This is a genomic window from Blastococcus sp. CT_GayMR19 (assembly GCF_004570385.1).
Classification (GTDB): Bacteria; Actinomycetota; Actinomycetes; order Mycobacteriales; family Geodermatophilaceae; genus Blastococcus_B.
This window is the reverse complement of record NZ_SPQL01000017.1, coordinates 15,317-40,455: the sequence shown is the minus strand read 5'-3', so window position 1 is coordinate 40,455 and position 25,139 is coordinate 15,317. Positions and strand designations below refer to the sequence as shown.

Sequence of the window (25,139 nt, the reverse complement as noted above, 5' to 3'; positions counted from 1 at the left end):
GCCGGTCAAGGAGTCGTCGTGGCAGCGCTGACGTTCAACAACGTCTGGAAGCGGTACGACCAGGTCGAAGCGGTCAAGAACCTGAACCTGGACATCCGGGACGGGGAATTCCTCTGCCTGCTCGGCCCGTCCGGGTGCGGGAAGTCCTCGTCCCTCCGGATGATCGCCGGCCTGGAGTTCATCTCGGAGGGCGAGATCTCCCTCGGTGGGCAGCGGATCAACGAGCTGGAGCCGCGCCACCGGGACATCGCCATGGTCTTCGAGTCCTACGCGCTGTACCCGCAGAAGACCGTCTACGACAACATGGCCAACCCGCTGCGCCTGCGGAAGATGTCGAAGGACGAGATCGACCGCCGGGTGAAGGAGACCGCGGCCATCCTGGAGATCGAGCGCCTGCTCGGCCGGCGGCCCTCGCAGCTCTCGGGCGGGCAGAAGCAGCGCGTCGCGATCGGGCGCTGCCTGGTCCGCGAGCCCAAGGCGTTCCTCTTCGACGAGCCGATCGCGCACCTCGACGCCAAGCTGCGGGCCCGCATGCGCGGGGAGCTCAAGCACATCCAGAAGACCCTGGGCACCACGACGGTCTACGTCACCCACGACCAGCTCGAGGGCATGTCGATGGCCGACCGCATCGCGATCATGCGGGATGGCGTCCTGCAGCAGGTCGCCACACCGCACGAGATCTTCAACCGGCCGGCCAACGTCTGGGTGGCCACGTTCATCGGTGACCCGCCCATGAACGTCCTCAACGCCGAGGTGCAGACGGCCGACGGCGGCCTGGTGGCCCGCGCGCCGGAGTACACCATCGCCATCCCGGACCGGCAGGCGGCGGCACTGTCCAACGCCCGTCTCACCGACGGCAAGGTCCAGATCGGCATCCGCCCGGAGGCGCTGCGGCTCTCGCAGACACCCGACGCGGCCCACCCCATTGCCGGCCGGATCTACGCCGTCCAGCCGCTGGGGGATGTGGAGATCGTCGACGTCCGCGTGGGCGACGAACGAATCCTGGTCAAGACCGAGCTCGGGACCATCCAGAACGAGGACATCGACGTCCCGGTCTTCATGGGCTACAAGCCCGAGAAGCTCTACTTCTTCGACGCCGTCACCGGTGAGGCGGTCTACGAATGAGCCCCCGCCGGGCCGGGAGCACGACGCGGCCCCGGTCCGGCGCGGCGCCCCCTGAGCGGGGGGCCGCACCCGCCACCTCCCGGCAGAAGTCGTCGACCGTCGACAGATCAGGACATCGCATGCCCAAGGTCATCCCGCTCGCTCCGGCCACCGACTGGGTGGAGCTCTCGTCGACCGACGAGGACTGGGACCAGGCGTCCCCGGAGCTGCTCACGACGATGCTCGTGCAGCTCTACCTCGTCCGCGCCTTCGAGGAGGAGGTGCTCGACCTCGCCGGCCAGGGGCTCATCCACGGCCCCGCCCACTCCAGCATCGGCCAGGAGGGGGGAGCGGTCGGCTCCTGCTTCTCGCTGCGCTCCGACGACCAGGTCACCGGCTCCCACCGCGGGCACCACCAGTTCCTGGCCAAGGCCTTCGGCCACGTGGCACCGGACGGGCTCGACCCCCGGGCCGAGTTCTCAGCCTCGGTTCGTGAGGTGCTCGAGCGCTCGATGGCCGAGATCTGCGGCCTGGCCTCCGGCTACTGCCGCGGTCGCGGCGGCTCCATGCACCTCCAGTGGGAAGAGGCCGGGGCGATGGGCACGAACGCCATCGTCGGCGGGGCCGTCCCGCAGGCGGCCGGCTTCGCCTGGTCGGACAAGCACGCGGGCACCGACGCCGTCTCGGTCACCTACTTCGGTGACGGCGCGATCAACATCGGCTCGGTACTCGAGACCTTCAACCTGGCCGGTGCCTGGAAGGTCCCGGTCTGCTTCGTCGTCGAGAACAACCACTACGCGGTCTCCACGACCCCCGAGGAGGCGACCGGCGAGCCGCGGCTCTCGGCGCGCGGCCTCGGGTTCGCGATCCCGAGCTGGCGGGTCGACGGCATGGACCCCCTCGCCGTCCACCTCGCGATGCAGGAGGCGGTCGCGCACATGCGGTCGGGCGGCGGGCCGACGCTGATCGAGCTCGACGTCTACCGCTACTTCCACCAGAACGGCCCGTTCCCGGGCAGCGCCTTCGGCTACCGGACGAAGGACGAGGAGAAGGACTGGCGCGAACGCGACCCGCTCATCCGCGTCGCCGCGCACCTGGTCCGCCGCGGGGTCCTCGTCGAGGACGACGTGGCCGCCCTCTGGTCGCGCTCGAAGAAGGTCATGCGGGACATCTCGTCGACGTTCCTGGAGCCCGACCCGGACGGGAAGCCGGGCTCGCAGCGGTACCGCAAGGAGCTCCTGCCCGATCCGGCCTTCGCCGACGTCGGCGTCCGCGGGGACCTCTCCGAGCTCGACTCCGTCCGCTACATGGAGCGCGACGAGTACACCGGCGAGCTGGCGACGAAGAAGTTCATCGACGTCATCGCCGACGTCATGCACCGGCGCATGGAGACCGACGACCGCATCGTGGTCATGGGGGAGGACGTCCACAAGCTCAAGGGCGGGCCGCGTGGTGCCACCCGCGGCCTGAAGGCGGCGTTCCCCGACCGCGTCCTCGGGACGCCCATCGCGGAGAACGCCTTCGTCGGGCTGGCCGGCGGCATCGCCCTCGACGGCCGGTACCGACCCGTCGCCGAGCTGATGTACGCCGACTTCATCTGGGTCTCGGCCGACCAGCTGTTCAACCAGGTCGCCAAGATGCGCCACATGTTCGGCGGCGACAGCCCGGTGCCCTACGTCCTGCGGATCAAGATCGGCACGGGGACCGGCTACGGGTCGCAGCACTCGATGGACCCCGCGGGGATCCTGGCCTCGGCACCGGGGTTCCGGATCATCGCGCCGTCCACCCCGTACGACTACGTCGGGCTCATCAACACCGCGCTGGCGTGCGACGACCCGGTGGCCGTGCTCGAGCACGACGCGGACCTCTACGCCTCGATGGGCGAGGTTCCGGCGGAGGACCTCGACTACTGCCTGCCGGTGGGTCGGTCGGCCCTCCGGAGGGAGGGCAGCGAGGTCACCGTCATCTCCTACCTGTCGATGGTGCCGCGCTGTCTCGACGCCGTCGCGCAGGCCGAGGTCGACGCCGACGTCATCGACCTGCGGTGGCTCGACCGCGGCAGCCTCGACTGGCCGGCGATCGAGGCCAGCATCCAGAAGACGAACAACGTGCTCCTCGTCGAGCAGGGCGCCATCGGCACGTCGTACGGCACCTGGCTGGCGGACGAGATCCAGCGCCGCTGCTTCGACTGGCTGGACCAGCCGGTCCAGCGGGTGCACGGCGGCGAGGCCTCGCCGAGCGTCAGCAAGGTCCTCGAGCGCGCCGCACTCGGCCAGACGGAGGACATCGTGGCCGCACTGCGGTCGATGACGGCATGACCGCGCCCGTGGGCGGCCGCAGGGTCGCCGACCGGTCGGTCGCACCGTCGGAAGGGAGCGTCTCGTGGCAAGCGTCCTGAGGATGCCCGGTGTCTCGGCCGATGCGACCGAGGCCGCGCTCGTCGAGTGGGCGGTCGAGCCCGGCGCGGCGGTCAGGCGCGGCGACGTGCTCGTCAGCATCGAGACCGACAAGGCCGTCGTGGAGCTGGAGGCCGAGGAGGACGCCGTCCTGTTCCGGACCCTGGCCGCGGCCGGCGAGATGGTCCCCATCGGTGGGCCGATCGCAGTCTTCGTGCAGCCCGGGGAGGAGGCGCAGGGCGAGGAGGCGATCCTCGGTGGGCTGGGGCTGGGTCCGCAGGCGTCGGGTCCGCTGGTCGGTGCCGACGAGGAGCGGTCGCAGGACGCGCTGGTGCCGGGCGCCCAGCAGGCCGAGATCGAGCACACCGCGGACGTCGTCGTCGCGGGGAACGGCGCGGCCCGCACCCGCGTGTTCGCCAGCCCGCTGGCCCGGCGGCTCGCCGTCGCGGCCGGCCTAGAGCTGGAGGACCTCGAGGGCACCGGGCCCGGCGGTCGGATCCGGCGCCGGGACATCGAGGCAGCGGTCAGCGCCCGCGGCACCGCGCCGGCCGCGGCTGCCCCCGAGCCGCAGGCGCCGGTGGCGCCGCAGCACTCGGCCGGCCCGGCGCAGCCGCCGGCCGCAGTCCCCGCCGGTGCCGGATACACCGACATCCCGCACTCCCGGTTCCGCCGTGCCGTGGCGGGGGCGCTCGCAGCCAGCAAGCAGCAGGTGCCGCACTTCTACCTCAAGGCGAGCTGCCGGGTGGACCGGCTGATGGAGCTGCGCCGCCAGGTCAATGCCGAGGGCGGCCTCCGCATCACGATCAACGACCTCGTCGTGAAGGCCGCGGCCCGGGCCATGGTCGAGGTCCCCGACATGAACGTGGTGTGGACCGCCGACGCGGTCCGGCGCTTCGACTCGGTGGACATCGCAGTGGCGGTCGACAGCGAGCGCGGTCTGATGACCCCGGTGGTCCGCGGGGCGCAGAGCCGCTCGCTGTCCGACCTCTCGGCGACGATCAAGGACCTCGCCGCGCGCGCGGGTGCCGGCACGCTCAAGCAGCAGGAGCTCGAGGGCGGCTCGCTGGCGATCTCCAACCTCGGCATGTTCGGCATCGAGGAGTTCGCGGCGATCATCAACCCGCCGCAGGCCGGGATCCTCGCCGTCGGGGCGGTCACCAGCCGCCCGGTCCAGCAGGACGACGGCTCCGTCGGGTTCGGCATGTTCCTCACCGTCGTCCTCTCGGCCGACCACCGCCCGGTCGACGGCGCCCTGGCCGCTCGGTGGCTGTCGGCGTTCCGCGAGCTCGTGGAGAACCCGATGCGGCTGCTCGTCTGACCCCTGCGCACACCCTTCTCGTCACGTCCCGGCAACCCTGGAAGGCAGTTCGATGACGTACCTCTGGAACGACCCCAGCGACTTTCCGAAGGAACTCGCCGACGGCTTCCTCGCGGCGAACAAGCGCTACCTGCGCAAGGTGTTCGGTGGCGCCGTCCGCGCCACCGAGAGCCGCCCGGGCAAGGTCTCCATGATCGTCGGCGGCGGGACGGGCCACCACCCCGCCTTCGGTGGCTGGGTGGGGCAGGGCATGGCCGACGGCGTCGTCTTCGGCAACATCTTCTCCTCGCCCTCGGCGGCCCAGGCCGCGAGCGTCGGCCGGGCCGCGCACCACGGCGGCGGCGTCCTCATCGCGTTCGGCAACTACGCCGGCGACGTACTCCACTTCGGTGAGGCGACCGAGATGCTCAAGTCCGAGGGCATCGACGCCCGGATCGCCGTGGTGACCGACGACATCGCCTCCGCGCCACCCGAGGAGATGCACAAGCGCCGCGGCATCTGCGGCTGGGTCACCGTCTTCAAGGTGACCGGCGCCGCCTGCGAGGAGGGCCTGACCCTCGACGAGGTCGTGGCGGTCTTCGACAACGTCAACCACCGCACCCGCACGCTCGGTGTGGCGTTCTCGGGGTGCACGCTGCCCGGCGCCGACGCCCCGCTGTTCACCGTGCCCCACGGCAAGATGGGGGTCGGGCTCGGCGTGCACGGCGAGCCCGGCATCTACGACGCCGATCTGGGCACGGCCGACGAGGTCGCCCAGGTGTTGGTCGACGGACTCCTCAAAGACAAGCCCGAGGACAGCGGGTCGCGGGTCATCGCCCTGCTCAACGGCCTGGGCTCCACCACCTACGAGGAGCTGTTCGTCACCTACGGGGCCGTGGAGCGGCTGCTCCGCGAGTCCGGCGTCGAGGTCGTCGACTGCGAGGTGGGCGAGCTGACCACGTCGCTGGACATGGGCGGCGTCTCGCTGTCGCTGACCTGGGTAGACGACGAGATCGAGCGGCTCTGGAACGCGCCCGCGGACACCCCGTCGATCCGTCGCGGCAACACGGAGGCGGCCCGCTTCATCGACGACTCGCAGCTGAGCACCGAGGCGCCCAAGGTCACGGTCAAGGAGCCGGGCAGCCCGGAGTCGCAGGCCGCGGCCGGGCACATCGTCGCCGGCCTGGAGGCGGTCCTCGCCACCCTCCGGCAGCGCCAGCAGGAACTGGGAGACCTCGACGCCTTCGCCGGCGACGGTGATCACGGTGTCGGCATGGTGCGTGGGGCCGAGAACGGCCTGGCCGCTGCGCGGGAGCTGGCCGCCCAGGGCGCCGGGGCCCAGACGACGCTGACTGGCGCGGGGGAGGAATGGTCCGCCCAGGCCGGTGGCACCTCGGGTGCCCTGTGGGGGGCGATCCTCACCGCGGTCGGACGCGTCCTCGGCGACGGTGCACCGGTCGACGCCGGCGCTCAGGCACGGGCGGCACGCGAGGCCCTGGAGACGCTGCAGCGGGTCGGCAAGGCCGAGCCTGGGGACAAGACCATGCTGGACGCGATCCTCCCGTTCGTGGAGACGCTGGAGTCCGAGGTCGCCCGTGGGGCCTCCGTCGGCGAGGCGTGGCGGGCAGCGGCGGAGGCGGCGGAGCAGGCGGCCCAGGCCACCGCACCGATGCGCCCGCGCATCGGCCGGGCCCGGCCGCTCGCCGAGCGCAGCATCGGGCACGCGGATGCCGGGGCGGTCTCCTTCTCCTACATCGTGCGCACCATCGCCGACCGGGCGGGGGCTTGACCTTCCGGTCCACGGGTGCGGCCGACGACGGCCCCGTCGTCCTCGGTCGCACCCGCGAACGGCGGGTCCGACCCTTGCGCGACGGAAGCGCGCGACCGCTGACCGACCGCTACGACAGCGCGCTGCTCGACCTCGACGGAGTGCTCTACATCGGGGGCGACGCGGTGCCGGGTGCACCGGAGGCGGTGGCGGCGGCCCGGGCGGCCGGGATGCGGGTCGCGTTCGTGACCAACAACGCCTCGCGCACTCCGGACACCGTCGCCGACCACCTGACCTCGCTGGGAGTCCCCGCGACCCCTGCGGACGTGGTCACGTCGGCCCAGGCCGCGGCCACGCTGGTCGCGGAGGTCGTCCCGCCCGGTGCGGCCGTCCTGGTCGTGGGCGGGGAAGGGCTGGACGTCGCGCTCGCCGAACGGGGGCTGCGACCAGTCCGCCGGGCCGCCGACAACCCACAGGCCGTCGTCCAGGGCTTCGCGCCCGACGTCGGCTGGCGGCTGCTGGCCGAGGGGGCGTACGCCGTCCGGGCCGGGTTGCCCTGGATAGCGAGCAACCTGGACGTGACCGTCCCGACTGCCGACGGTTTCGCGCCGGGCAACGGGGCGCTCGTGGAGGTCATCGCCGCGGCGACGGGTCGCCGACCGGTGTCCGCCGGCAAGCCGGAGATCCCCCTGCACCGGGAAGCGGTCCGGCGCACCGGCGCCCTACGGCCGCTCGTGGTGGGTGACCGGCTGGACACCGACGTCGAGGGCGCCAATCGGGCGGGGGTCGCCAGCCTGCTGGTGCTCACCGGTGTGACCACCGCTGTCGACCTGGTGCTGGCCGAACCGGCGCACCGCCCCACCTACGTCAGCGCCGATCTGTGGTCGGGCCTGGTGGGCGAGCACCCGCCGGTCCGCCGGCACCCGGACGGCGGCTGGACGTGCGGCGGCTGGGTCTGCACTGTCGTGCCGAGCGGGATCGCGCTGGTCGGCACGGGCGAGCCGCTGGACGGGCTGCGCGCGGCCTGCGTCGCGTGCTGGCAGCCCGATGACGTGGATCGCCCGGACGACGGCGTCGTCCGCGAGGTCGTCGCGGGGCTGGGGCTGTGACGGGCGCGCCACGCGCTCGAAGATTACGGCCCGGTTGCGGATCCGTTGCCGACAATCCTGCGGTTACCTACCGTGTGCGCCATGCCTGAGACCGCGGGCAGCTACCGGGCCGAGGATCTGTCGACGACCCTGTCGACCCACGCGCGCGACCTCTACGAGGACGCGCGCCTCGTCCCGCTGCTCCGCCGACTCATGACCGCCAGCTGCAGCCTGACCGGCTCGGTGGGCAGCAGCATCTCGATAATCGACCTCGCGGCGGGGCGCTACACCAAGGTCGCCGAGCGCGGGACCGCCTGCCGCCTGGGCCAGAGCTTCCCCCTCGACGAGGGGGTCACAGGGCGGGTCATGGCCAGTCGGCGGCCCATCGTGCTCGCAAGCTACCGCGATGTGGCGACCGGTCACCTCCCGCCGGGTAGCCGGGCCCGGGACGGCGCGGTGGCCGCGATCCCGATCTGGTGGCGGGGCGACGTCATCGGGGCGAACGTCGTCTTCGCCGGCTGCCCAAAGGCCTTCACGGCCGACCAGATCGACCAGCTCGAGGTGGTGACCCAGCTGGTCGCACCGGGCATCGTCACGGCGGCCGGGCGCGACCTGGGGATGACCGAGCTCTTCCGGCGGGGCGGCCCGGAGGACGACAGGCCCAGGCACACGATCGGCAGCGGGGACCCGCGGTCGGCCTCCGTCGCCGAGATCGCGCTCGGCCTTTCCTCCCTCGTGGCGCGGGCCTCCGCGCCGGAGAACGGGCCGGCGACCCCGGTCCAGGTGCGGGTCGTGCGGGGCGCGGGCTCCGTGCGCCTGCAGGTGCAGGACGTCGGCGACCCGGGCCGCGGCTGGCAGGAACTGGTCGACGGGGCCGACGGCGCGGTGCAGGTGGTCCTGGCCGACGGGCAGGACGCCGGTCCCGCAGGCGCCGCGCAGTCACCCTTCACGACGCGCGAGCAGCAGGTCGTCGCGCTGCTGAGGCGGGGGATGAGCGACCGGGCGATTGCCGAGGCGTTGCTCATCTCGCCGAAGACCGCCGAGAAGCACGTCGGCGCGGTGCTGCGCAAGACCGGCTCGACCTCGCGCACCGCTGCCGTGGTGCACTCGCTGGAGCAGGGCTGGCTCGCGGAGTCGTCGGCCCGGCGGGCCTGACGACTGGGGGGTTTTCCCCATGGGAGCGGCGGTCCCCGCCGGGTTGACTGTCGACGAGTCCGGCAGCTGGGCCGGGACGCCGCCGACCGAGGGAGACCGTCAGTGCCTGTCGTCTCGCTGAAGGAGACACTCGACCGCGCGTTCGCCGAGCGGTACGGCGTCCCCGCGATCAACATCGTCAACGACCTGAGCATCCAGGCGGTGCTGCAGGCCGCGGCCGAGCAGCGGTCGCCACTGATCATCCAGACGTCGGTCAAGACGGTGAAGATGTACGGCCGGGACCAGCTCCACGCCATCTTCTCGGCGTTCGCCCGCGACGCCGACGTCCCGGTGAGCCTGCACCTGGACCACTGCCCCGACCGCGCGGTGATCAGCTCGTGCCTCGAGGGGGGCTGGAACTCCGTCCTGTTCGACGCGCACGAGCTCGACGTGGCGGAGAACCTGCGGCAGACGACGGAGGTCGTCGCGGAGGCCCGCCGCTCCGGCGCCAGCGTCGAGGGCGAGATCGAGGGCATCCAGGGGGTCGAGGACGACCTCGGCTCCGACGAGGCCTCGGTGCAGCAGACCCTCGAGGTGGCCGTCGACTTCATCACCCGCACCGGCGTCGACTGCTTCGCGCCGGCGATCGGCAACGCGCACGGGCAGTACAGCTCGGCGCCGGTGCTGGACCACCAGCGAGTCACCGACCTCGTCGAGGCGACCGGGATCCCCATGGCTCTGCACGGGGGCACAGGGTTGTCCAAGGAACAGTTCCAGGACCTGATCGCACGGGGATGCGCGAAGGTGAACATCTCCACGGCGCTCAAAGAGGCGTACATGAAGTCGAGCCTCGAATTCCTTCGGGGCGCCGAGGAGAAGGGCAAGTGGGACCCGCCGTCCCTCTTCAAGCACCAGAGCGCGGCGGTGGTCGAGATGGCCCGCGAGCACATGAGGCTCTTCGGCAGCTCGGGTCGTGCCTGATGCCCACCCTGATCTTCGACTGCGACGGCGTGCTCGCCGACACCGAGCGGTACGGGCACCTGCCGGCCTTCAACGCCACCTTCCAGGAGTTCGGCCTCCCCGCGCGGTGGGACGAGGACGAGTACGGGCGGCGCCTGAAGATCGGCGGGGGCAAGGAAAGGATGGCGAGCCTCTTCCGGGATCCCGGATTCGTCGAGGCGGCCGGCGTCCCCGAGGACGAGAAGGAGCGAGCTGACCTCCTGCTCAGGTGGCACAAGACCAAGACAGCCCACTTCAAGCGGCTCGTGACCGAGGGACAACTGCCGCCGCGGCCGGGCATCTCCCGGGTGATCCCACAGGCCCTCGACGACGGGTGGACCGTGGCGGTCGCCTCCACGTCGGCGGAGGAGTCGGTGCGCGCCGTCCTCGTCAACGCCGTCGGCCACGAGGTCGCCGAGCGGGTGCCGGTCTTCGCCGGTGACGTCGTCCCGGCGAAGAAACCCGACCCCGCCATCTACACCCTGGCCCTGGAGGTCCTCGGCGCCGACCCGGCCGACACCCTGGTCGTGGAGGACTCCAGGAACGGACTGGTGTCGGCGGTGGGAGCCGGTCTCCCGTGTCTGGTCACCGTCAGCAGCTACACCCGGGAGGAGAACTTCGACGAGGCCGTTCTCGTGGTCTCCGAGCTGGGCGACCCGGGACGGCCGCCGATCGAGGTGCTCGCGAATCAGGGCGGCGTCGAGGTGGGGGACCACGTGACGCTCGAGGTGCTCCGCGCCTGCATCAAGGCCGGTGCCCAGGGTCGTGCGCGCACCGGCTGAGGCTCCGCGAGCGACGCCGTGACCGCCGAGCCCCGTCAGGAGGGGGGAGAGGGGAGCGAACCCGCCGTGGCGGCCGCGGATCTGGTCGTGCGGACGCTCGGACCGTGCCGGATCGACTCGCCGCTGGCGTCCCGGCTGGTCGCCCGGGAGACGACGCAGCACTCGGTGGTCGAGGACGACCGGATCCTGTTCGACGACACGCTGGCCACCGCGGGGGCACGGGGCGTTCCGGTGGACCAGCTGCCCAGCCTGGAGCCGGGCGGCCCCCGGACGAAGATCTACTTCGACCCGGCCAAGACGCGGGTCGGGATCGTGACCTGCGGCGGCCTCTGCCCGGGACTCAACGACGTCATCCGAGGGCTGGTCCTCGAGCTGTACCGGCACTACGGAGTTCGGCGCATCGTGGGGTTCCAGAAGGGCTTCCGTGGCTTCATCCCGCGCCACGGCCACGACGTGCTCGACCTCACGCCCGACCTGGTCCAGAACATCGACGACGAGGGCGGCACGATCCTCGGGACGTCCCGGGGCGAGGAGGACGCGGAGGAGATCGTCGACGCCCTCGAGCGTCTCAACATCAACATCCTCTTCGTCGTCGGCGGCGACGGGACCATGCGCGGGGCCATCGAGGTGGTCCGGGTGGTCGACGAGCGTGGGCTCAAGGTGGCGGTCGTCGGAATCCCCAAGACGATCGACAACGACATCCCCTACATCGACCAGAGCTTCGGGTTCCAGACCGCGATGGCGGAGGCGACCAAGTCCATCCAGGCCGCCAGCGTCGAGGCGCGATCCGCCCCCAACGGCATCGGGCTGGTCAAGCTCATGGGTCGACACTCCGGATTCATCGCCTGCTACGCGACTCTGGCGAAGGACGACGCGGACTACGTACTCATTCCCGAGGTGCCCTTCGCCCTGCACGGGCCAGGGGGACTCCTGGAGCACGTGCGCCGCCGCGTCGTCGACCGCGGCCACGCGGTGGTCGTCGTCGCCGAGGGGGCGGGCCAGGAGCACATCCACGGCGAGGCCCCGGGTACGGACGCGTCGGGCAATGTGCGCTTCGGCGACGTCGGCCGCATGCTCCGCCGGCTGATCGTCGAGCATCTCGATGCCCATGGCATGGAGAGCAACGTGCGGTACTTCGACCCTAGCTACGCGATCCGGAGCGTTCCTGCCAACCCGTTCGACAGCGCCTACTGCCTGCGTCTCGCCCATGCGGCGGTGCATGCGGCCATGGCCGGACGAACGGAGATCATCGTTGGCCGGCGTCGCCGTCGGTTCGTGCACATCCCGATGCCCCTGGCGATCAGCCGGCGCAACCACGTCGACCCGCTCGGCGACCTCTGGCTGTCGGTGCTGGAGGCCACGGGGCAGCCGGTGCGGTTCGAATGAGAAGGGCTGGGGAGCCGAGCGGCAGGGCGTCAGGCCCAGGACAGGCGACTGCGCTCGGCCCAGTACTCGGCCGGCGCCTGCGGCGCCACCAGGGTGTCGAGCCCGGGCTCGCCGGCGAGATCTCCGGCCGCTGCGTTGGAGGTCAGCTGCGGGACGGTGACCGCACCACTGAGGACGACGTCCGCCCAGGGCTGGGTGAGGGCGGCCGCGATGGCCAGAGCGTCCAGCCCGACCTCGTGGTCGCGGGCGGCCTGCTCCAGGCCGACGGTGGCGGGCCCGGGGAGGGCAAGCCGGCCGTTGGCCAGCGCCTCCTTGACCACGACCCGGACGCCGTGGGCGGCGGCCTCCTCCAGCGCCGGAGCCACCGAGCGCTCCAGCAGGTTCCAGGTCGACTGCACGCTCGTGAAGAGGGGGCGTCCCTGCACCGTGAGTTCGAGACCGCGCCGGACGGCATCCGCCTGAGCGGGTCCCGAGGTCGAGAAGCCGATCTCGCAGCCCTGGTCCCGGAGGTGGGCGAGCGCATCCAGCAGCGCGTGGTCCTCCCACAGCGGGCTGTCCGAGGTCAGCGAGTGGACCTGGTAGAGGCGCAGCCACCGACCCAGGAGCCGGTCCGTCTCCGCCCACTGCTGCACGAACAGGGCGAGGCTGTGGTCCTTGACCTCGTGCTGGTCCGCGTCCCGCCGCCACCCGGCCGTGTAGCGGTAGCCCCACTTGCTCGCGACGAAGGGGTGGGCGTCGGCTTCCTCCAGCCAGGACCGCAGGAACTGCTCCGCCAGCCCGTAGGACCGCGCCACGTCGACGTAGTCGATACCCAGCTCCCGAGCGGCGTCGAGCACTTCGTGCGCGCGCGCCTCGAGCACGGCCTCGGAGCGATGCGCCGGCAGGTCGGCGTCCCGCCCCAGCGTGATGTACGCCGGCCGGCCGACGGCGGCCAGGCCGAGACCCAGCCGGGCGTTGGCCCGGGTCCGTACTGGCCTGGATGTCGCCATCGTGCGATGTCCTCGATGTCCTCGATGTCCTCGAAGCCGGCGACGTCTGACGCCGGTAGGCAACCCACACCGACGCGAGGGGGCAGCACTGTCCTCCGCGCCCATCCCCGAAGGAGAACTCCCGTGACCGGTGGCCCGATGGAAATCGGCCTGATCATCTTCGCGATCCTTGTGCTGTTCGGCTACAAGAAGCTGCCCGACGCATCCCGCTCCCTCGGCCGTTCACTCCGCATCTTCAAGGGCGAGATGAGGGGTCTGAAGGAGGACGACCGTCCCACGGGGGCGACCCAGACCCATGAGGGGGACGTTCTCCCCCCGCGCGGAGAGATCGGCCCTCCGCACGCCGGCGCAGGGACTGCGGAGTCCCAGACCGATGCTCGAACGACAGGGCTGCGCCCTGCCCTTGCGGAGGGGCCGGTCGGCCGCAGTCGCCCGACGGAGACCCCTGAGCCTGCGGGGTCGGGTGGGTGAGCGGGGATCGTTCCCGGCGGGAAGCGCCGGAGGCGCTGTCCTTTCCGACCGGTGAGCACCCCCTGGCCGATCGGTCGCCGGCCGACCGCTGTGGCCCCCGAGTCGTCGGGACGGGCGTCTCGACATCTGTCGCCCGCCCGATCGTCCCCGTCGATCGACCGGTCGTGGAGTCCCTGGCGTCCGGTCCCACCCCGTCGACCCGTTGCAACCCGACTTGCAGCCCACCCCTCGCTAGGAGACCGACCAATGACGTTGACCGATCACGGGATCCCCACGCCCACCCACGCCCGGAGCATCGACGATCTCGCCGTGACGACTATCCGGACGCTCAGCATGGATGCGGTGCAGGCCGCCAACTCCGGGCATCCGGGCACTCCCATGGGCATGGCACCGGTGGCCTACACCCTGTGGCAGCAGTTCCTGCGGTTCGACCCGGCCGATCCCATCTGGCCCAACCGGGACCGATTCGTCCTTTCCGCGGGACACGCCTCGACGTTGCTGTACGCGCTGTTGCACCTCAGCCGGGTCACCGCGGTCAACCCCGCCTACGAGGTCGTCGGTGAGCCGGCGGTCCCGCTGGACGATCTCAGGCGCTTCCGCCAGCTGGACTCCAAGTGCCCGGGGCACCCCGAGTACCGCTGGACCTCCGGTGTCGAAGCCACCACCGGTCCACTCGGCACGGGGGTCGCGACCTCGGTCGGCATGGCCATCGCTGCGCGCTGGCAGGGCTCCTACTTCAACCGTCCCAGCTACGAACTGTTCGGCTACGACGTCTACAGCCTCTGCGGTGACGGCGACCTGATGGAAGGCGTCGCCGCCGAGGCGGCCTCCCTTGCCGGTCACCTGCGCCTGTCCAACCTGTGCTGGATTTACGACAACAACCACATCACCATCGAGGGCGACACGGCGCTCACGTTCACCGAGGACGTCGCCACCCGGTTCATAGGACTTGGGTGGAACGTCACCCGTGTCGGCGACGCCAACGACCTCGCCATGCTGGCACGCGCATTTGAGACGTTCCGCGCAGAGCAGCGACGGCCGACGCTCATCATTGTGGACAGCCACATCGGTTATGGCTCCAGCAAGCAGGGCACCGCGGCGGTTCACGGGGAGCCGCTGGGCGAGGACGAGGTTCGCGCGACGAAGCGGTTCTACGGGTCACCGGAGGATGCTCACTTCCATGTTCCGGCGGAGGTCTACGACCACTTCGCCGCCGGACTCGGCGCTCGCGGCCGTCGCGCCCGGGACGAGTGGATGGCGACGTTCGAGCGTTACCGCGCCGAGTACCCGGACCTCGCCGAGCAGCTGTACCAGATGCAGCACCGGCGTCTGCCGGACGGCTGGGACGCCGACCTGACGGAGTTCGCGCCCGACGCCACGGGTCTGGCGACCCGGGACTCCTCGGGCAAGGTGCTCAATGCCATCGCGCCGCGCGTGCCGTGGCTGGTGGGTGGCTCGGCGGACCTGGCGCCTTCGACGAAGACCCGGCTCGGCTTCGACGGAGCCGGAGACTTCGGCCCGGACCAGCCTCATGGTCGGAATCTGCACTACGGGGTGCGGGAGTTCGCTGCCGCGGCCATCGCGAACGGGCTCTCCCTGTCGAAGCTGCGGCCGCTCTGGTCGACGTTCCTGATCTTCTCCGACTTCGCGCGGGGCGCGATCCGGCTCTCCGCGCTCATGGAGATCCCGGTCGTCCACGTCTTCACCCACGACTCGATCGGCGTCGGCGAGGACGGGCCGACCCACCAGCCCGTCGAGCAGGTGGCGTCCCTGCGGGCCATCCCGGGACTCCCCGTGATCCGGCCGTGCGACGCCAACGAGGTAGTGGAGGCATGGCGGCTGATCATGGGCCTGCGACACGAGCCCGCCGCACTGGTGCTGACCCGGCAGCCGCTGCCCACCCTGGACCGGTCCGTCTACGCACCGGCGAGTGGCCTCGCACGTGGTGGTTACGTGCTCGCCGACGCCGACGCCGACGGCGGCGGGAAAGCGCAGCTCATCCTTATAGCGACCGGGAGCGAGGTGCACCTGACGCTGCGAGCCTACGACCAGCTCACCGCCGACGGCGTCCGTGTCCGGGTGGTGAGCCTGCCCTGCTGGGAGCTCTTCGACCGACAGCCCCAGGAGTACCGCGACAGCGTGTTGCCACCGGACATCGAGGCGCGCGTGGCCGTCGAACAGGCATCGACGATGGGGTGGGACCGCTATGTCGGCACCCGGGGCACCGTCATCGGCATGCGCACGTTCGGTACCTCCGCTCCGCTGAAGGAACTCCTGACCAAGTTCGGCTTCACGCCGGAGGCGGTGACCCGGGCGGCTCGGGAGTGCATGGACCGGCAGCGGGAGCAGATCAGCTAGCTGCGTCAGTGCAATCAGCCGACGTGCCGGTGATGGTGCCCTTCCACGTGCGGTGGGAGGCATCGCCCTCCGAGCCGGACGGCGTCGATCGGGACGTCGGTGACCGATCGACAGCTGAGCGTCGGCGACGCAGAGCTCCCCGCCTCGATCGACTGGGCCGGCCACCGGTCCGGCACCCCCCAACTCCGACAGGAGCATCTGTGTCCGCATCTCACGTCACCCGAGGTGAAGCGCATGAACATCGACGACGTGCGCGGCCGACACGCCGCGCCGGCGACCCTCGTCCGCGGGAAGTTCCCCGGCCTGACCGCCATGCCGGTCTCCCCGGCCGACGGCGCCTACTGAGCCGCGCGTACCGGGCAGGACGATGGTGAGAGACCCGGGTCGGAGTCCCCGGCTGCGGTGGCGCCGGACCCGACGCGACCCGCAGGCGAGCATGACGCTTGTCGGCCACCTGACGGAGCTGCGCAACCGGCTGCTCAAGGCCCTGCTGGCTCTGCTGGTCGCGACCGCGTTCGCCTTCTGGTGGTACGAGCACGGGCTCGGTGAGTTCATCCGTGCCCCCTACTGCGGTCTGGCCCCAGAGCTCCGCTACGGGGGGAACGACGGCGGCTGCGGGCTGCTTATCACCGACGTTTTCGGCGGGGTGTTCATCCGCCTCAAGGTCAGCTTCTTGGCCGGTGCGGTGCTGTCGTCGCCGTTCTGGCTCTACCAGCTCTGGCTGTTCATCACGCCAGGGCTGAAGCGACAGGAGAAGCGCTACGGCGTGGCCTTCGTCGCCGTCTCGACGCTGCTGTTCGTCCTGGGCGCGGTGCTGGCCTACGTCTCGCTGGCTGCCGGGCTGGAGCTGCTGCTCTCCCTCGCCGGCGACGGGGTGGTCATCGCGCTGACCGCACAGGACTACATCGGGTTCGTGCTGTCCCTGCTCGTGGCATTCGGGGTGAGTTTCGAGGTGCCGCTGGTCGCGGTGGCGCTCAATCTCGTCGGAGTCCTGAGCTACGAGGTGCTCAGCCGGAGCCGGCGCTGGATCTTCTTCCTCACCATCGTCTTCGCCGCGTTCGTCACCCCGACGCAGGACCCGTTCACGATGCTGCTGATGGCTGGGCCGATGATCGTGCTGTTCGAGCTGGCGATCCAGATCGCGCGGATCGTCGACCGGCGGCGGGTTCGGCGAGAGGCGCTCCGGTCCTTCCACGACGTCGCCGACGACGATGCCTCCCCGCTGGACGTGAGGCCGTCCCGCCTGGAGGAGGCGCTCGACTCCGCGGCCACGACTGAGCGCCATGTGACCGGCCCTCGCCAAGGGTCGCGCGAATAGGCGGGTCGACTCGCCAGTGCGCTCAGGCGGTCCGGGTATAGCTGACTGCTCGAGAATCTCGTAGCCCGTGATGACGCCTATGCGCTGGGCGGGCTCGACGGCGAGCTGCGCTATGGGGAGCGGCTGCCGTAGCAACCCCGCCAGGGACGTCCTCCCTGCGCGGGCTTTGGGTTCGGTGCGGCCCGCATACCGCCGAAAGGAAACGGTGCCGCGGGACACCTGCGAACGTGTCCCGCGACACCGCGGTGGAGCGGGTGACGGGAATCGAACCCGCACAGTCAGCTTGGAAGGCTTGGAGCGCTATGCGCAATCTTGGCTGGTCAGCGCCAAGTCAGGCGGATGCCGTGCCTTCCGCGTGCCTCAGCGCCACGAAGGGCGGCCGGAAGAGCGGCACCTCGCTGTGGCTCGGCCCGCTGCCAGTCGAGGGCTCCGCTTCGCGGATGCAACTGCGGCCGCGCCGGGGCGGGCGGACGCGGCCGGAGTACCGCAAGCCGTGACCCTGCTGCGCCGCAACGTGCTTGCCCGATGAGCAAGCTGCTCTACACCGGGCGCTGGGGCCGCCATGGTCACGGCGCCATGGCCGCCCCGCGCTGGCCGGAGAAATGAGCCCCGGTTGTTCTGCGCGTCCGGGACGGCACACCGGGCCGGTCCGTCGAGACGGTCATGCGCCCAGTCTTGGCCCGGCGCAGACCTGCGAGTTCACCCACCGAGAATCAAGACTCGGCCGCCGCCGACGGACGCCGTCCGGACAACGCCTACTCGCGATTCGCCGTTCGATCGGTCGTTCGGCGTGGGGATGGGTCCTGTGATCTGCCTGCACCGCTCGGCGGGGCTTTCCGGATGGACAGTGACCAGATCCATCCGGAGGAGCAACGTCCGGAGCGCGGTCGAGTCCGATCTGTCAGTTCGCCTGCAGGGCGATGCCATCGTTCTGTCTCGCAGATCACGCCGCCTGCGTGCCCGGGTCCCCCCCGTCCGGCGGAGGTGCCGCGCTCGCCGCGCGCTTGCTCCTGGGCCCTCACCTTGGCCACCCCATGGGTCTGGGAGCTCCGCCGAGTCCCCGTCGTTTCACCGTGCTCGGTCTCGAGCTCCACGGAGCACACCGACCGCCGCATGACCTGCGTGCAGATCCGGCCGATGCGTGCGGTGTCAGCGACGGTCGAAAGTTGGCCCTCTAGCGACGGGTGGGTTCTACGGCGTGCCGACGGCGCCTGAAAACTGACCCCCTCCCGAGATCCCGGTTCCTACTGTGGTGGTCCTCGTCATCGGGATCAGCCTGACCCCGCCACCGCTCGAAGAACTGGTCACGGACGAGCCCGGGGGCGCCGCCGAGCCAAGGGGTGGCGACGGGCGCCGCTGGGGGGAGCGGGAACCCAGGCGCGTCGTCTTGTACGAGGACTCCCACGGGACGATGTGGTCGTTGATCGCGCTGACCACGTAGGTCGGTGACTTGATGGCGCTCAGGTCGATGGTCGTGCCGGCGATCTCGAGCGTTCCGGCGGCGAGCTTGTTGTCGACGTAGAAATTGCGCAGGTAGAAGGCGTGCATCGCCGCAGGCATCCGCGTGCTGTCGGCGTTCCACGCCAGGATGTCGAAGGCCGGTGGCTCCTGGCCCATCAACCAGTTCGACACCACGTAGTTGAAGATCAGGTTGTTCGCCCGCAGCATGTCGAAGGTCCCCGCCATCGAGGAGCCCTCGAGCACGCCCTCCCGCTGCATCGTCCGCTCGAGCTTCTCCACCGTGCGCCGGTCGGTGAAGATGCCGAGCTGCCCCGGGTCGCTGTAGTGGAGCATCGTGTTCAGCAGGGTGAGCGTGCCGATCCGGTCGTCGCCGGCCTGCCGCAGGTAGGCGTCTGTGATCGCGGTGAGGGCTCCCCCCAGGCACAACCCGACGATGTCGATGGTGGAGGCACCTGTGATCTCCTGGATCACATCCAGCGGGGCCACCGGGCCCTGGACGAGGTAGTCGCCCATGGTGACGTGGGACATCTCCTTCGTCGCGTTCCGGTAGCTCATCGCGAAGACGGTCCGGCCGTGTTGCACCGCCCACTCGATGAAGCTGCGGCCCGGTGCGAGATCCATGACGTAGTACTTGTTGACCCACGGCGGGCTGCACAGCAACGGGTTCGCGTGGACGTCGGGGGTCTGCGGCTCGTACTGGAGCAGTTCCATCAGGTCGTTGCGATAGACGACCCTGGCGGGGGTCGCCGCCAGATTGCGGCCGACCTCGAAGGAGCGCGTGTCGACCTGCCGCGGACGGCACTGGTTGTGCCGCACGTCGTCGACGAAGTTCCGCGCGCCCTTCGCCAAGCTCACCCCGGACGTGTCGAACGCGCGCTTCAAGGCAGCCGGATTGGTGGCCAGGAAGTTGGTCGGGGCGACGGCATCGAGCAACAGTTCCGTGGCCACAGCCGCCTTTCCGGCTGTCCCGGCGTCCACGTCCGCGGAGCCGACGACGTCCCGGACGAAGCGGCAACCGGCCAGGTAGCTGAGCCGGACGGCGTGGAACAGCGGGTTCGCCTCCCACGCCGGGTCGGCGAACCGCAGGTCCTTGGGGTCGAGCGGTACCGGACCCTCGACGTCCCCGCCCACCCAGTGCGCGGTCGTGGCGAGCGGGACACGTGTGAGCGCGTCCGCGAACCGCACCGCGGCCCGAGCGGTCGCCCCGCGGTGGAGCGGAGCACATGGGTCAGCGCCGCGCCGAACCCGGCGGCGTCGTGGTCACCGAACAGGTCCGCCTCTGGTCCCAACTCGGTCGCGGCGCGCTCGGCGAGCGCTCGCGTCGCCTCGGACCTCGGACCCCAGTCCCACTGGTCGGACGATCCGGTGCGGGGATCGGCCGCGGTCAGGGGTAGTACCGGAAGACGAGGTCGGCCACGCAGCAGGGCTTCGGCTGACCTTCGACCTCATAGGTGAGCCGGTAGACCGCCTCCGCTCCCGGTCCGCCAGGAGTCTCCAGAGCCGTGACCTCGGCAACCTCCACGTGCACGCGGATGCGGCTGCCGACGCGCAGTGGCGACGGGAAGCGCACCTTGTTGAGGCCGTAGTTGAGGACGACGCCGAAGCCCTCCACCGTGCAGACCTCCCAGAGCAGTCCGGTGGCCAGGCCCAACGTGAGGAAGCCGTGCTGCACAGTCGTGCCGAACGGACCGGTCCGGGCCCGCTCCCCGTCGACGTGGATCCACTGCTGGTCACCGGTCAACGTCGCGAACGTCTGGATGTCCTCCTGGAGGACCGTTCGCCAGCCGCTGACGCCGATCTCGGTGCCCACCTGCTCCTGGAGGCCGCCCGGCCCGACAACACGACCGGCGGAACGCCGGCGATCTCGGCCATGATGGTGGTGCTCATCGTCGCTCCTCAGTCGTTGCTACCGCGGTCGGATCTCCGTACCTGTCAGTCGGGCGGGATGCCCCTCATGCCGGATGGAGTGCAAGGACCCCGCGATCGGCGAGCCGCTGTCGCAGGTCGGTCTGGATCACGCCGACCGGCCGGTCGGCGTCGACCTCGATCAGGACGCCACGATCCCGGTAGTAGGCAAACCACCGGTGCGGTGTCCTCGGCGAAGACGGCGAGCCGGCTGGATCACGTCCGGCCGGTCGTCGGCTCGGCCTTCGCGGACCGCGCGGTCCAGGAGGCGCTCGACCAGCACGGCATCCGGCGCCCTCAGATAGACCACCGCGTCGGTGACGAGACCCCGCTCGACGCCGATCTCTGCCAGCCGACGAGCCTGGGCGAGCGTTCTGGGGAATCCGTCGAGCAGGTAGCCCCCCGTCTCGCGTTCGGCACCGACCACCACGCGCATGAGCAGCGCGAACACCAGGTCGTCCGGGACGAGGTCGCCGCGTACCGTGTATTCGGCCAGTCGCCGGCCGCGGGCCGTCGCCGCCCCGATCTCGGCTCGTATCACGTCGCCGGACGAGACGTGGGCGGCACCCCGTCTCCTGGGTCAGCCAACTGCAGTGCGTGCCCTTCCCGGCCCCGGGCGGGGCCAGCATGATCAGGTTCATCGTGACCAGCTCCCGTCCGGAATCCGTCTCAGGATCTGAAGAGGGGAGGGTTGGGCAGAACCGGCCGGCCGAACGTCGACGCGGCCACCCCGGCCAGGCACAGGTACCAGGCGATGGCCGAGGCGACGATGCCCAGGATTCCGCCCAAGGTGACCAGGCGAGGAATGGCGCCCAGGTTGCCGATACCCAGCAGGAACAGCGTGACCGTCACGACCGCGAAGAGCCCGGCCAGCACTGCCGTCGTCCGGAGCGAAGCGGCGAGCATGAGCGTCGTGAAGATCGCCCAGGCGATGAGGAACCAGCCGGCTGCCGTGCCATGCTCCTCGGGCGGCACGGTCGCTGCGAAGAAGGTCACGTAGGCCCAGAACGACAGCCAGAAGGCACCGTAGGACGTGAAGACCGTCGCACCGAAGACGTTTCCCTTCCGGAACTCCCACATGCCGGCCAGCATCTGCGCGATGCCGCCATAGGCCAGTGCGACGCCGAACACGATCGGCTCGGCTGACGCCGGCATGAAGCCCGCGTTCGCCATGCTCAGCAGGAACGTGGTCAGTGCGAAGGCAGCGAGCCCGAGGGGGGCCGGGTCGGCGATCAGCCGAACCTGTTCGGAGGCGAGTTCCCGGGAGATCGCGACTCTGCCCGCCGTGGGGTCGTTGGTGTCCGGGAGGATGACCAGGTCGGGCATCGCGTCAGTGAGGGGATCGTGCTGCAAGAGGGTCATGTCGAGACTTCCCTGTCGATCGAGTTGACAGCCTCGCGGCTGCGGATCTTCCGCCTCGCGGTGTCAGCAGAAGGCACTCACACCGGTGATGTCGCGGCCGACGATCAGGGTCTGGATGTGCTCGGTGCCCTCGTAGGTGTAGATCGCCTCGATGTCGGTCATGTGCCGCATGACGTGGTAATCGAGCAGAATTCCGTTGCCGCCCAGGAGGTCACGCGCTTCGGCGATCACGTGCCGGGCCTTGAGGGTGTTGTTCATCTTGGCCAGGGCGGCGATCGTGTCGGTGAGCTTTCCCTGCTCCTCGAGGCGGCTGACGCGTAGGCAGTACAACTGCATCGCTGTCACCTCGGCGAGCATCTTGACCAGCTGATCCTGGACGAGCTGGAAGTGGACCAGCGGCTTCCCGAACTGGCTGCGCTGCTTGGCGTAGCTCAGCGCCGCCTCGTACGCGGCCACCGCGTGGCCGAGTGCTCCCCACGCGACGGCGATCCGGGTCGAGGCGAGGACCTTGACCGCGTCCTTGAAGGTGCGGGCACCGGGGAGCACGTTGCCGAGGGGCACCCGGACGCCGGTGAGCGTGATGTCGGCCTGCAGAACGGCACGGACCGACGCCTTGCCCTCGATGACCAGCGCGTCGTACCCGGCGGCACCCTTCTCCACGAGGAATGCCTTGACCTGGCCGTCGGAGGTGTCCCGCGCCCAGACGACGATGACGTCGGCGATAGACCCGTTACCGATCCAGCGCTTCGCCCCGTCGAGCACGTACTCGTCGCCGTCCCGGACCGCGACGGTCTCGAGTGCAACGGCGTCCGACCCGTGAGTCGGCTCGGTCAGCGCGAACGCCCCGAGCAGGTCCAGGGTCGCCATTCCCGGCAGCCAGCGGTTCTTCTGCTCCTCGGAGCCGAGCAACCAGATCGACCGCATCGCCAAGCCGGCCTGCACGGCATGGAACGTCCCGAGACTGCCGTCCCCACGGTTGAGCTCCATGTGGATGAGGCCGGCCGCGACCGGACTCATCGGCGGGCAGCCGTACCCCTCGATCCCGTCCCCGACGAAACCGAGCTCACCCATGTTCTTGATGAGCTCCCACGGGAACTCCGCGCGTTCCCAGTAGCCGTTGATGACGGGCAGCACCTCGACGTCCACGAACGCCCGAGCCATGTCCAGGTACTTCCGTTCGTCCTCGGTCAGTTCGTCGCGGAGACCGAAGTAATCGGTGCCCAACGACCTGCCGATCTGGGTGGTCTCGAGGACTGCCTCGTCGTAGGTCCCATCAGCGATCATGTCTGCACTCATCCCTGGATCCGGCTGCTGTGGCCGGCCCATTCCTTTTCACGGAGTTCGAACTTCTGCGGCTTGCCGGTCGCCGTGCGCGGGAGCGCGTCGACGAACTCGACGGCCTTCGGCACCTTGAACCGGGCGATGTGGGCCTGGAGGAAGGCCAGGAGCTCCGCCTCGCTGACATCGGCGCCCGGTCTGCGGATGACGAACGCCTTCGGCCGCTCGCCCCACTTCTCGTCCGGGACCCCGATGACCGCGACCTCGAGCACCGCCGGATGCGCCTCGACGGCGTGCTCGATCTCGATGGTCGAGATGTTCTCTCCGCCGGAGATGATGATGTCCTTGGCGCGGTCGCGGAGCTCGATGTAGCCGTCGGAGTGCTGCACGCCGAGGTCTCCGGAATGCAGCCAACCGCCGCGGAACGCCTTCTCGGTGGCTTCCTCGTCGCGGAAGTAGCCCACCATCACGTTGTTGCCGCGCATGACGATCTCGCCCATCGTCCGACCGTCGCGCGGGACGTCGTTCATCTGCTCGTCCACCACCCGGATGGGATCGGCCTGGATCATCGAGACGCCCTGTCGGGCCTGGCGTCGCGCCTGGTCAGCCGGCGGCAGCGTGGACCAACCCGCCTGCCATTCGTTGAGCGTGTAAGGGCCGTACACCTCGGTCATCCCGTAGACGTGCACGATCCGGGCACCCAGTTCGCGCATGCGCGTGATCACCGTGGGGCCGGGAGGGGCCCCGGCCACGGTTGCCACCAGTTCGCAGCCCAGCTGGTGCGCTTCGGGGGCGTTGGCGATCAGCGTCAGTACCGTCGGGGCGCCGTCGAGGTGCGTCACCCGCTCCTCGTCGAAAAGCTTCCAGATCACGTCGGCGCGGACCGCCCGCAGACACACGTGCGTCGCGCCGATCGCCGTCACCGCCCAGGGCGTGCACCAGCCGTTGCAGTGGAACATCGGCAGCGTCCACAGGTAGACGCTCTCGGGATCGAACCGCTGGTGGATGATCTCGCCCAGTGCGTTCAGGTACGCGCCGCGATGCGCGTACATCACGCCCTTCGGCGTCCCTGTCGTCCCGGAGGTGTAGTTGATCGAGATCAGACTGGATTCGTCCTCCACCGCCCACGGCAGCGGCTCGCCCGAGCCACGCTCGAGGAGCTGCTCGTAGGAGATGTCGGCGAGCGCCGCGGCACCGGCGATGGCCGGCCCGGCCGGATCGCTGACGGCGACGACCTCCTGGACGGTCTGCAGGGTCGTCAGGATCGGGATGAGTGCCGGCAGATATTCCGTATCCACCACCAGCAGCTTCGCGCCAGAGTGATCGCAGATGTAGCGGACCTCTTCGGCGGAGAGCCGGTGGTTGACGGCGACGAGAACCGCGCCGGCCAGCGGGACACCGAAATTGGCCACCAGCATCTCGGGGATGTTCGGGCACAGGTAGGCCACCCGATCACCGCGCTGGACGCCCGAGGCCCGCAACGCGAGCGCGAGACGACTCGCCTCGGCACCGAACTCCCGGTAGCTCAGCCTCCGGTCGCCGTAGGCGATCGCGGTCTTGTCGGCGAACACGTCGGCCGAGCGCTCGAGGAACGCAAGAGGCGTCATCGGAGTGAAGGAACTGGTAGCCATGGTGGCGGCCTTCTGTTGATCGTTCCCGGAATGGTCGTCGACTGATCCGAACGACATCGCAGGGGGTTGCGACCGCCCTCGGATGAGGGCCGGGGTGGAGCCACGAAAGTGGTTAGCGCACGCAGGTTCGAGACGGGTCGTGAATCGGTCGCGAACGGAGTTCCTAGGCGTGACCGGACAGGAGTCGGAAGGGGCCTCTGGAGCAGGCCCGATCAACTCAGGGGATGACCGGACTCTGAGCGCGTCGCTCGGATTTCGACCGAACGCCACGCCCCGCCTAAGTCCCGCCGGAAGCGGTCTCCGCCGTGCGCCAGGCCGGTGTCCGGCTCGTCACCCAGGACGGGACCAGCGGGCGGACATCAGCGATCACCCGGAGTTGCCAGGCGTCTCGGGGAGGAGCGGTTGATGCACT

At 70.3% G+C, this 25,139-nt stretch carries 19 protein-coding genes; 12 read left to right on the top strand and 7 right to left on the bottom strand.

Going from position 1 to position 25,139, the window contains the following annotated elements:
- Window positions 1-18 precede the first annotated feature (18 nt).
- The 9 genes from E4P39_RS18965 to E4P39_RS18925 all read left to right on the top strand — a co-directional run bounded on the left by E4P39_RS18965 (window position 19) and on the right by E4P39_RS18925 (window position 11,954).
- Window positions 19-1,125 (top strand): ABC transporter ATP-binding protein, encoded by a 1,107-nt coding sequence (locus tag E4P39_RS18965; RefSeq protein WP_135138150.1) that lies wholly within the window; start codon window positions 19-21, stop codon window positions 1,123-1,125.
- Window positions 1,126-1,244: 119 nt separating this feature from the next.
- Window positions 1,245-3,422 (top strand): alpha-ketoacid dehydrogenase subunit alpha/beta, encoded by a 2,178-nt coding sequence (locus E4P39_RS18960; protein WP_135138149.1) that lies wholly within the window; start codon window positions 1,245-1,247, stop codon window positions 3,420-3,422.
- Window positions 3,423-3,486: 64 nt separating this feature from the next.
- Window positions 3,487-4,818: a 2-oxo acid dehydrogenase subunit E2 gene (locus E4P39_RS18955; RefSeq protein WP_135138148.1), complete on the top strand. Its 1,332-nt coding sequence runs from the start codon at window positions 3,487-3,489 to the stop codon at window positions 4,816-4,818.
- A gap of 52 nt (window positions 4,819-4,870) precedes the next feature.
- Window positions 4,871-6,586, top strand: coding sequence for a dihydroxyacetone kinase family protein (locus E4P39_RS18950; RefSeq protein ID WP_135138147.1), 1,716 nt, complete (start codon window positions 4,871-4,873; stop codon window positions 6,584-6,586).
- 74 nt (window positions 6,587-6,660) lie between these two features.
- Window positions 6,661-7,674 (top strand): HAD-IIA family hydrolase, encoded by a 1,014-nt coding sequence (locus E4P39_RS18945; RefSeq protein WP_209306619.1) that lies wholly within the window; start codon window positions 6,661-6,663, stop codon window positions 7,672-7,674.
- Window positions 7,675-7,755: 81 nt separating this feature from the next.
- Entirely contained in the window at window positions 7,756-8,808 is a 1,053-nt protein-coding gene (locus tag E4P39_RS18940; RefSeq protein ID WP_135138146.1) for a LuxR C-terminal-related transcriptional regulator, read from the top strand.
- A 102-nt stretch (window positions 8,809-8,910) separates the two neighbouring features.
- Window positions 8,911-9,768, top strand: a complete 858-nt coding sequence (locus E4P39_RS18935; protein WP_135138145.1) for a class II fructose-bisphosphate aldolase — start codon at window positions 8,911-8,913, stop codon at window positions 9,766-9,768.
- Window positions 9,768-10,568: an HAD-IA family hydrolase gene (locus E4P39_RS18930; RefSeq protein ID WP_135138144.1), complete on the top strand. Its 801-nt coding sequence runs from the start codon at window positions 9,768-9,770 to the stop codon at window positions 10,566-10,568. The genes E4P39_RS18935 and E4P39_RS18930 overlap by 1 nt, the downstream gene beginning before the upstream one ends.
- A gap of 18 nt (window positions 10,569-10,586) precedes the next feature.
- On the top strand, window positions 10,587-11,954 hold the full coding sequence (locus E4P39_RS18925; RefSeq protein WP_245159953.1) for an ATP-dependent 6-phosphofructokinase: 1,368 nt from the start codon (window positions 10,587-10,589) through the stop codon (window positions 11,952-11,954).
- A gap of 29 nt (window positions 11,955-11,983) precedes the next feature.
- On the opposite strand, the gene E4P39_RS18920 is transcribed toward E4P39_RS18925, so the two are convergent.
- Window positions 11,984-12,943 carry an aldo/keto reductase gene (locus tag E4P39_RS18920; RefSeq protein WP_135138142.1) on the bottom strand — a complete coding sequence of 320 codons (960 nt, stop codon included), beginning with the start codon at window positions 12,941-12,943 and terminating at the stop codon, window positions 11,984-11,986.
- Between E4P39_RS18920 and E4P39_RS23325 the strand changes: the two genes are divergently transcribed.
- From E4P39_RS23325 to tatC, 3 genes are all read left to right on the top strand, one after another.
- Window positions 12,827-13,414, top strand: coding sequence for a twin-arginine translocase TatA/TatE family subunit (locus tag E4P39_RS23325; RefSeq protein WP_348633825.1), 588 nt, complete (start codon window positions 12,827-12,829; stop codon window positions 13,412-13,414). The two genes, E4P39_RS18920 and E4P39_RS23325, sit on opposite strands and share 117 nt — an antisense overlap.
- A 246-nt stretch (window positions 13,415-13,660) precedes the next feature.
- Window positions 13,661-15,772 (top strand): transketolase, encoded by a 2,112-nt coding sequence (tkt, locus tag E4P39_RS18910; protein WP_135138141.1) that lies wholly within the window; start codon window positions 13,661-13,663, stop codon window positions 15,770-15,772.
- 436 nt (window positions 15,773-16,208) lie between these two features.
- A complete protein-coding gene (tatC, locus tag E4P39_RS18905) occupies window positions 16,209-17,090 on the top strand; it encodes a twin-arginine translocase subunit TatC (RefSeq protein WP_135138140.1) in 882 nt (293 codons plus the stop codon).
- Between the two features lie 1,191 nt (window positions 17,091-18,281).
- Here the strand turns inward: tatC and E4P39_RS18900 are convergent.
- The 6 genes from E4P39_RS18900 to E4P39_RS18875 all read right to left on the bottom strand — a co-directional run bounded on the left by E4P39_RS18900 (window position 18,282) and on the right by E4P39_RS18875 (window position 24,997).
- Window positions 18,282-19,736, bottom strand: coding sequence for an alpha/beta fold hydrolase (locus E4P39_RS18900; protein WP_135138139.1), 1,455 nt, complete (start codon window positions 19,734-19,736; stop codon window positions 18,282-18,284).
- Between the two features lie 199 nt (window positions 19,737-19,935).
- Window positions 19,936-20,361: a MaoC family dehydratase gene (locus tag E4P39_RS18895; protein WP_167761974.1), complete on the bottom strand. Its 426-nt coding sequence runs from the start codon at window positions 20,359-20,361 to the stop codon at window positions 19,936-19,938.
- A 237-nt stretch (window positions 20,362-20,598) separates the two neighbouring features.
- Entirely contained in the window at window positions 20,599-20,997 is a 399-nt protein-coding gene (locus E4P39_RS18890) for a nucleoside monophosphate kinase (RefSeq protein WP_209306618.1), read from the bottom strand.
- Between the two features lie 128 nt (window positions 20,998-21,125).
- Window positions 21,126-21,818, bottom strand: a complete 693-nt coding sequence (locus tag E4P39_RS18885) for an acetate uptake transporter family protein (protein ID WP_135138137.1) — start codon at window positions 21,816-21,818, stop codon at window positions 21,126-21,128.
- Window positions 21,819-21,881: 63 nt separating this feature from the next.
- Window positions 21,882-23,102: an acyl-CoA dehydrogenase family protein gene (locus tag E4P39_RS18880; protein WP_135138136.1), complete on the bottom strand. Its 1,221-nt coding sequence runs from the start codon at window positions 23,100-23,102 to the stop codon at window positions 21,882-21,884.
- An 8-nt stretch (window positions 23,103-23,110) separates the two neighbouring features.
- Window positions 23,111-24,997, bottom strand: coding sequence for an acyl--CoA ligase family protein (locus E4P39_RS18875; RefSeq protein ID WP_245159952.1), 1,887 nt, complete (start codon window positions 24,995-24,997; stop codon window positions 23,111-23,113).
- Window positions 24,998-25,139 lie beyond the last annotated feature (142 nt).

Excerpts from the sequence above, each read along its gene's own strand:
- E4P39_RS18960 (WP_135138149.1), top strand. The coding sequence starts at position 1,245 with ATGCCCAAGGTCATCCCGCTCGCTCCGGCCACCGACTGGGTGGAGCTC.
- E4P39_RS18950 (WP_135138147.1), top strand. The coding sequence starts at position 4,871 with ATGACGTACCTCTGGAACGACCCCAGCGACTTTCCGAAGGAACTCGCC.
- E4P39_RS18940 (WP_135138146.1), top strand. The coding sequence starts at position 7,756 with ATGCCTGAGACCGCGGGCAGCTACCGGGCCGAGGATCTGTCGACGACC.
- E4P39_RS18930 (WP_135138144.1), top strand. The coding sequence starts at position 9,768 with ATGCCCACCCTGATCTTCGACTGCGACGGCGTGCTCGCCGACACCGAG.
- E4P39_RS23325 (WP_348633825.1), top strand. The coding sequence starts at position 12,827 with ATGCGCCGGCAGGTCGGCGTCCCGCCCCAGCGTGATGTACGCCGGCCG.
- E4P39_RS18920 (WP_135138142.1), bottom strand. The coding sequence starts at position 12,943 with ATGGCGACATCCAGGCCAGTACGGACCCGGGCCAACGCCCGGCTGGGT.
- tkt (WP_135138141.1), top strand. The coding sequence starts at position 13,661 with ATGACGTTGACCGATCACGGGATCCCCACGCCCACCCACGCCCGGAGC.
- tatC (WP_135138140.1), top strand. The coding sequence starts at position 16,209 with ATGACGCTTGTCGGCCACCTGACGGAGCTGCGCAACCGGCTGCTCAAG.
- E4P39_RS18885 (WP_135138137.1), bottom strand. The coding sequence starts at position 21,818 with ATGACCCTCTTGCAGCACGATCCCCTCACTGACGCGATGCCCGACCTG.
- E4P39_RS18880 (WP_135138136.1), bottom strand. The coding sequence starts at position 23,102 with ATGATCGCTGATGGGACCTACGACGAGGCAGTCCTCGAGACCACCCAG.